The 7,216-nt window shown below is 41.6% G+C and carries 10 protein-coding genes; 8 read left to right on the forward strand and 2 right to left on the reverse strand.

From position 1 onward, the window contains the following. Positions 1-38 precede the first annotated feature (38 nt). The 6 genes from FFM59_RS00390 to truA all read left to right on the forward strand — a co-directional run bounded on the left by FFM59_RS00390 (position 39) and on the right by truA (position 4,817). On the forward strand, positions 39-983 hold the full coding sequence (locus tag FFM59_RS00390; RefSeq protein ID WP_137601084.1) for a DNA-directed RNA polymerase subunit alpha: 945 nt from the start codon (positions 39-41) through the stop codon (positions 981-983). Positions 984-1,013: 30 nt separating this feature from the next. After that, positions 1,014-1,397: a 50S ribosomal protein L17 gene (gene rplQ / locus FFM59_RS00395; RefSeq protein ID WP_137601085.1), complete on the forward strand. Its 384-nt coding sequence runs from the start codon at positions 1,014-1,016 to the stop codon at positions 1,395-1,397. Positions 1,398-1,583: 186 nt separating this feature from the next. Beyond that, positions 1,584-2,405: an energy-coupling factor ABC transporter ATP-binding protein gene (locus FFM59_RS00400; protein WP_137601086.1), complete on the forward strand. Its 822-nt coding sequence runs from the start codon at positions 1,584-1,586 to the stop codon at positions 2,403-2,405. Next, the gene (locus FFM59_RS00405; protein WP_137601087.1) at positions 2,387-3,250 is read left to right on the forward strand and encodes an energy-coupling factor transporter ATPase; all 864 of its coding nucleotides are present in this window, start codon (positions 2,387-2,389) and stop codon (positions 3,248-3,250) included. The genes FFM59_RS00400 and FFM59_RS00405 overlap by 19 nt, the downstream gene beginning before the upstream one ends. Beyond that, positions 3,250-4,050 (forward strand): energy-coupling factor transporter transmembrane component T family protein, encoded by an 801-nt coding sequence (locus FFM59_RS00410; RefSeq protein ID WP_137601088.1) that lies wholly within the window; start codon positions 3,250-3,252, stop codon positions 4,048-4,050. The genes FFM59_RS00405 and FFM59_RS00410 overlap by 1 nt, the downstream gene beginning before the upstream one ends. A gap of 8 nt (positions 4,051-4,058) precedes the next feature. Continuing rightward, positions 4,059-4,817: a tRNA pseudouridine(38-40) synthase TruA gene (gene truA / locus FFM59_RS00415; RefSeq protein ID WP_137601089.1), complete on the forward strand. Its 759-nt coding sequence runs from the start codon at positions 4,059-4,061 to the stop codon at positions 4,815-4,817. A 48-nt stretch (positions 4,818-4,865) separates the two neighbouring features. On the opposite strand, the gene FFM59_RS00420 is transcribed toward truA, so the two are convergent. Then, positions 4,866-5,636 (reverse strand): SDR family oxidoreductase, encoded by a 771-nt coding sequence (locus FFM59_RS00420; RefSeq protein ID WP_137601090.1) that lies wholly within the window; start codon positions 5,634-5,636, stop codon positions 4,866-4,868. A 266-nt stretch (positions 5,637-5,902) separates the two neighbouring features. On the opposite strand from FFM59_RS00420, the gene rplM reads away from it, so the two are divergent. Together rplM and rpsI are read left to right on the forward strand one after the other, a co-directional pair. Beyond that, a complete protein-coding gene (rplM, locus tag FFM59_RS00425; protein ID WP_170175885.1) occupies positions 5,903-6,346 on the forward strand; it encodes a 50S ribosomal protein L13 in 444 nt (147 codons plus the stop codon). A 13-nt stretch (positions 6,347-6,359) separates the two neighbouring features. Next, complete coding sequence (gene rpsI / locus FFM59_RS00430; protein WP_137601092.1) at positions 6,360-6,752, forward strand: 30S ribosomal protein S9; 393 nt, start codon at positions 6,360-6,362, stop codon at positions 6,750-6,752. Positions 6,753-6,989: 237 nt separating this feature from the next. Here rpsI and FFM59_RS10250 read toward each other — a convergent pair whose 3' ends face one another. After that, positions 6,990-7,115, reverse strand: a complete 126-nt coding sequence (locus FFM59_RS10250; RefSeq protein ID WP_263854031.1) for a hypothetical protein — start codon at positions 7,113-7,115, stop codon at positions 6,990-6,992. Positions 7,116-7,216: the final 101 nt, after the last annotated feature.

Raw genomic sequence — 7,216 nt, forward strand, 5'->3', positions numbered from 1 at the left:
AATAACGAACCACGTTTTGAAAGGGGTAAATGACTAGGATGATTGAATTCGAAAAACCAAACATTCATATTATTGAAGAAAATGATGGCTATGGTAAGTTTGTTATCGAACCATTGGAACGCGGATACGGTACAACTTTAGGAAACTCGCTTCGTCGAATACTACTTGCATCACTTCCCGGTTCATCTATCACAAGTATTCAAATCGATGGTGTTTTACATGAATTTTCAAGTGTTGAAGGTGTAACTGAAGATGTTACTCAAATCATTTTGAACATCAAGAAAATTGCGTTAAAGATTGATTCAGAAGATGACAAAACCTTGGAAATCGATGTTAAAGGACCAGCAGTTGTTACTGCAGGTGACATCCAAGCCGATGGTGATGTTACAATTTTGAACCCTGATTTACAGTTAGCTACTGTCGCTGATGGTGTTGAATTGCATATGCAAATGACTGCTAATACTGGTCGTGGCTATGTTTCAGCAGACGATAACAAGTCTCGAATGGAAGATCTACCAATCGGTGTATTGCCAGTTGATTCCATTTATACCCCAATCGAACGAGTAAACTACAACGTTGAAGATGCTCGTGTTGGTCAGCGTAATGATTACGACAAGCTGACACTTGATGTCTGGTCAGATGGCTCAATTACACCAAGCGAAGCAATTAGTTTAGCCGCTAAGATTCTTACTGAACATTTAGCTATGTTTGTTGATCTTACTGAAACTGCCAAGAATGCTGAATTCATGGTAGAAAAAGAAGAGACCCATAAAGAAAAGATGTTAGAAATGACTATCGAAGAACTTGATTTATCAGTTCGTTCTTATAACTGTCTCAAGCGTGCCGGAATTAATACTGTCCAAGAATTAACTGACCGTTCTGAAGCTGATATGATGAAGGTTCGTAATTTAGGACGCAAGTCGTTAGAAGAAGTTAAGGTTAAATTAACTGATTTGGGATTATCACTTCGTAAAGAAGATTAATTATTCACTCGAAAAGGGAGGGAAATTTACATGAGTTACCGTAAACTACAACGTACTAGTTCTCAACGTAAAGCTTTATTACGCGATTTAACTACTAACCTAATTGTAAACGGTCGTATCGAAACTACTGAAGCTCGCGCTAAAGAAGTTCGTCGTACCGCAGAACAAATGGTTACGTTAGGTAAGCGTGGAGACTTACACGCACGTCGTCAAGCCGCATCGTTTATTCGTAACGTTGTTGCTGATGTTAAAGAAGAAGACGATAACATCCGTGTACAATCTGCACTTCAAAACTTATTTGAAGAGATCGCACCTAAGTTTGCTGATCGCAATGGTGGATACACACGTATGTATAAGACAATGCCTCGTCGCGGTGATGCCGCACAGATGGTTGTTTTAGAATTCGTTGACTAATCTAACAATTAAATAGCTGTAATAAAGAATCACTATAACTGATGATATAGAGCGTTATGATGGTGGAGTAATCCTAGTCTAGCTTGAATGCGAATTTATTCGTGCATCGCGGTTGTAAGTGATTTTTTTATTACCATTTTTCTGGTAAGATAGCTATTAGATACTTACGCGAAGGAAATCTGTAGAATGATTGAAGTTAAAAATATTACATATTCATATCCAAATAGTGATTCGAAAGCTTTGAACGATTTGTCGGTCACAATTCAAGATCAACAATGGATTGCGCTTGTGGGACACAATGGTAGTGGGAAGAGCACTATTGCCCGCGTGATTGATGGCCTAGTGGAAGGCTATCAAGGTGAAGTGACAGTGAATGGAATGCCCTTAAATGATGATACCGTGTGGGATATTCGGGATCAGATTGGCTTTGTATTTCAAAACCCAGATAATCAATTTGTCGGAGCAACTGTGCAAGATGACGTTGCGTTTGGTTTGGAAAATCGCAATGTTCCGCGACCAGAGATGGTTGAACGGGTGCAGCAAGCGTTAGAAGTGGTGGGCATGAGTGAGTTTGCCACTCGAGAACCTTCATCATTGTCTGGTGGGCAAAAACAACGAGTGGCTTTAGCTGGAGCGATTGCGTTGCAACCTAAGATTCTGATTTTGGATGAAGCGACCAGTATGTTGGATCCCCAAGGACGCCAAGAAATGCTCGAAATTTTGAAACAAATGAAACAACGATTTGAACTGACAATTATTATGATTACACATGATTTGTCAGAAACGGCCATGGCGGACCGTGTCTTGTTGATGAACCATGGGCAGCTGGTGGCGGATGCCCAACCGGAAAAGCTGTTTGCGCGAACACAGGTGATTAAGGATAACGGGTTGGAATTGCCATATTCAGAACAACTGAAGGAACAATTGGCGGTGGCAGGCATTGATCTGCCACGGGAATATATGAATGAAGATCGGATGGTGGAGTGGCTGTGGGACAAATTGAACTAAATAATGTGGACTATAAGTACCAACCAGACACCCCGTTTGAAGCAACGGCCTTGCAGGCCATTAACTTCACTGTCGAAACAGGTTCATATACTGCGCTAATCGGGCATACCGGAAGTGGCAAATCGACCTTGATACAGTTGATTGATGGATTGATTAAACCGACAAGTGGTGAGGTTACGGTTGTGGATCACCATTCGACTGCGACCAGTAATAGTAAAGATTTGGATCAACTCCGGAAGAATGTCGGGATTGTTTTTCAATTTCCCGAAAGTCAGTTGTTTGAAGAAACGGTTTTGAAAGATATTGCTTTCGGGCCTAAAAATTTTGGCAAAACGGACGCCGAAGCGACAGCGATTGCCAAAAAATCGATGGCTTTGGTCGGGTTAACGGAAGATTTTGCGGAGAAGTCACCTTTTGACTTGTCTGGAGGGCAGATGCGGCGAGTAGCAATCGCCGGAGTGCTAGCACTCGAACCAGAAATCTTAATTCTTGATGAACCGACCGCTGGCCTGGATGCATCCGGACAAGCACAAATCATGAATTTATTTAAACAGTTAAATGTGGAACAAGGGATTACAATCATTTTGGTGACTCACAATATGGAAGATGTCGCTAAATACGCCAACCAGGTTTACGTTTTGAACCATGGGGCAATTGTTAAATCTGGCACGCCGCGGGAAATTTTCGCCAATCAACAATGGCTGATGGAAAATTATCTAACGGTACCTGTCACCACCAGGGTAGCCCAAAAACTGATTGATAAGGGATATTCATTTGATGAATTTCCACTGACCGTCGCCGAGTTGAGCCAAAAATTAATACCAAAATTAAAGGGAGAGCAATAATGTTTACAAAAGTTATTTTCGGCCGTTATGTGCCGATTGATTCAGTTATTCATCGGCTCGACCCACGTTCGAAGTTAGTTTTGAGTCTTTATTTTATTGTGCTCGTTTTCTTTGCGAATAATTGGCAGTCTTACGCGTTCTTAGCCGCCACAACCTTGGCAACTATCCTCTTAACTAAAGTACAGTTAAAGTTCTTCTGGGAAGGGATTAGGCCGCTAATCTTCATTATTATCCTGACCGTCCTCCTGCAGATTGTCTTTAGTGCCGGTGGAACCGTTTATTGGCATTGGGGTATTTTTTCGATTACTTCCATGGGATTAGTTAATGGTGTTTATGTCTTCATGCGTTTTTTCTTGATTATTTGTATGTCTACTGTGTTAACGTTAACGACACCCCCGTTATTAATTGCGGATGCGGTGGAATCATTGATGAAGCCATTATTAAAAATAAAAGTCCCAGTGTATGAAATTGCGTTGATGTTGTCGATTGCACTCCGATTTATCCCAACGTTGATGGATGAAACGCAAAAAATTATGAATGCCCAACGCGCACGGGGCGTGAACTTTAGTTCTGGCAGCCTGATTAAACGCGTGAAATCGATTGTTCCAATCTTGATTCCGCTGTTTATTAGTGCGTTCAATCGGGCAGAAGATTTGGCCACGGCGATGGAATCACGAGGGTATCGTGGTGGTGATCACCGAAGTAAATTTAGAATTTTGAAATGGCGTGGAGCAGACACAATTGCCTGCGTTGGCATGGCAGCTATTACCGCCGGCTTATTTCTATTAAGATTATTGTGAGAAAATAAATGACATATCGATACAAAATTACATTTGCATATGACGGCACAAATTTTGCCGGATTTCAGGTACAACCTAAGCAGCGAACAGTCGAGCAGGCCTTGACGATTGCGGTGAATAAAATTGCGAAAAAGCCGACCCCGGCGATTCAAGTTTATGGATCAGGACGGACGGATGCCGGGGTGCATGCGCTGGGACAGGTGGCACACTTTGATTTGCCATTCAATATTCCTAATGAGGCGATGCGCAAGGCGCTGAACAGCATTTTGCCATTGGATATTTTGGTACAAGAAGTCGAACAAGTTGATGAGAGCTTCCATGCTCGATTCAATGCACACCATAAAACTTATCGGTATCGGGTCAGTCTGGGTGAATTCGTGGATCCTTTTAAACGAAACTATACTGGCCATTGCAAGTATCACTTGAATCTCAGTGATATGCAGTTAGCCGCACAAGATTTGGTTGGGGAACATGATTTTTCTAGCTTTGTGGCTTCCGGTAGCGGCGTTAAAAGTAATGTGCGGACAATTTATCAAGTTAGGGTACAAGCTGATGAAGCTAACCACGAAATTATCTTTGATTTTACGGGTAGCGGCTTTTTGTATAACCAAGTGCGAATTATGACGGCCTTTTTACTTGAGGTTGGTAGTGGTCAGCGCAAAGTCAGTGACGTGAAGCGCGTGATTGTGGCGAAGAACCGTGATTTAGCTCGTGGTACCGCCCCAGCCAGTGGCCTTTATTTAGTGAATGTTGATTATGATGCATAAAAAAAATGTTCAACCTCAAACACAGGTTGAACATATTTTTTAGTACGATTAACGTAATAGATAGCCACCGTCAACAGGGACCGTTGCACCGACAACATAGTTGGATGCAGCACTCGCAAGAAAGACAACGGTGCCCATTAATTCAGATGAATCTGCCCAGTGACCAGCGGGGATGTGAGCTAAGATTTCAGTATTCCGACCCACATCTTCTTGGAGTGGTTTGGTCATTGCGGTATCGATGTAACCGGGAGCGATGGCGTTCACTTGAATACCATCGGGTGCCAACGCATCTGCATAAGCTTTGGTTAAACCAACCACGCCATGTTTGCTGGCAGTGTATGGGAAGATGAATTTACCGGCTCGGAAGGATTGCATTGAGCCAATATTGATAATTTTGCCAGAGTGATTAGGGACCATAACTTTAGCGGCTTCATGTGATAAGAAGTAAAGGGCATTCAAGTTGATATTGATGACCTTCAGCCAATCTTCGTCCTTGTAGTCGAGGATTTTATTCCGGATTTGGACGCCGGCATTGTTCACGAGAATGTCCAGTTTGCCAAATACTGAGATACACCGATCGATGACTTTCTTAGCAGCACCATCCTCAGTGATGTCAATTTGCATGAATTCAGCTTTGCGACCATGACCAGTGACAACATCACGAGTTTCGTCCCAACCTTTTTGACTCCGACTAACGATAAAGATATCAGCGCCCGCATCAGAAAGAGCTTTTGTGTAATTTTGGCCCAGTCCAGATGCGCCACCAGTGACCAGAGCAACCTTTCCGGTTAAATCAAACATTTTACTAATTTCAGACATGACAATTCTCCTTTATTTAAAATTTAAAGCACCTTGAAATCGTTTACGAGATAAGTATAGCAACATCATGCGCATTATTAAAGGTAACGGTCTTGTGACAAATGTGACAATAGTGGCACTATCCGAAAACATCCGGGTTTATTATTGAAAACCATTGACTAGAGGCCAAATATTTAGTACACTAATTCATGGTATTTCTTTGAAACCGAATAAGCCCCGGAAACTTAATCTAACTCGAAGAAAACAAGACAATGGAGGAAATTACATTGAGAACGACATATTTAGCAAAGCCAGGCGAGATTGAACGCAAATGGTATATTGTTGACGCCACAGACGTACCAATGGGACGTTTGTCAACAGTTGTTGCATCAATTTTACGCGGTAAAAACAAACCAACATTCACACCTAACGTGGATACTGGTGATAACGTTATCGTCATCAACGCATCAAACATTAAATTAACAGGTAACAAGGCCGATGGTAAGATTTATTATCGTCACTCAAACTACCCTGGTGGATTAAAGGCACAATCTGCTGGTAGCTTGCGTGCCAACGCCCCTGAAAAATTAATTGAATTGTCTGTAAAAGGTATGCTTCCACATAACACGCTTGGTCGTGCAATGGGCATGAAGCTCCATGTATACGCTGATGCAAATCACAAGCATGAAGCACAAAAACCTGAAGTTCTAGACATTACAAATTTAATTTAAGGAGGAAATCACATTGGCTCAAGTACAATATATCGGCACAGGCCGTCGTAAAAACTCTGTTGCTCGCGTACGTTTAGTACCAGGATCAGGACAAATTACTATGAATGGCAAAGCAATCGAAGAATACATTCCATTTGCTAACTTGCGTGAAGTTGTTTTACAACCATTTGAAGCAACTGAAACAAAAGGTAACTATGACGTTTTAGTTAACGTTAATGGTGGTGGATTCTCAGGTCAAGCTGGCGCAACTCGTCACGGTATCGCCCGTGCATTGCTCAACGTTGATCCTGATTTCCGCGGTCCTTTGAAGCGTGCAGGTCTCTTAACTCGTGACCCACGTATGAAAGAACGTAAGAAGCCAGGCTTGAAGAAAGCTCGTAAGGCTAGTCAGTTCTCAAAGCGTTAATCCGGCACGTTATAACAGGCCTGATTACGATTTTAATTTTTACCCCAATCAACAAAATTCGCTCAGAAAATTGAACGTTGGGGTAAGATTTGGGGTAATGGTTACCCTACAGAGAATGCTGAACGTCAGATTATCTAATCTGGCGTTTTTATATGAAACAAAATAAATTTACGGCGCACTAAAACAAAAGTACCCATAAATTTGAAAAAAATGTATAATTTAGGTACTAGCTAGTATTTAAACTTTTGCGATCAACGACTCTAATCGTTGGTCGTTTTTATATTCTTGGTAGTTTTTTTCACTTTCAATCATTGAATAAACGTAAGCACCCAATAACAGACCGGCAAAAATTAATTGAGCCATCACCTCAGATTTTGAGATGATGAATCAATTTTGATTTTAAGCTTCAACTTGCTTAATCGATGAAGAGTTATAATTCCATGGTAAATAAGCCTCCAGTTTAT

Source organism: Paucilactobacillus nenjiangensis (assembly GCF_005405445.1).
Taxonomy (GTDB): Bacteria; Bacillota; Bacilli; order Lactobacillales; family Lactobacillaceae; genus Paucilactobacillus; species Paucilactobacillus nenjiangensis.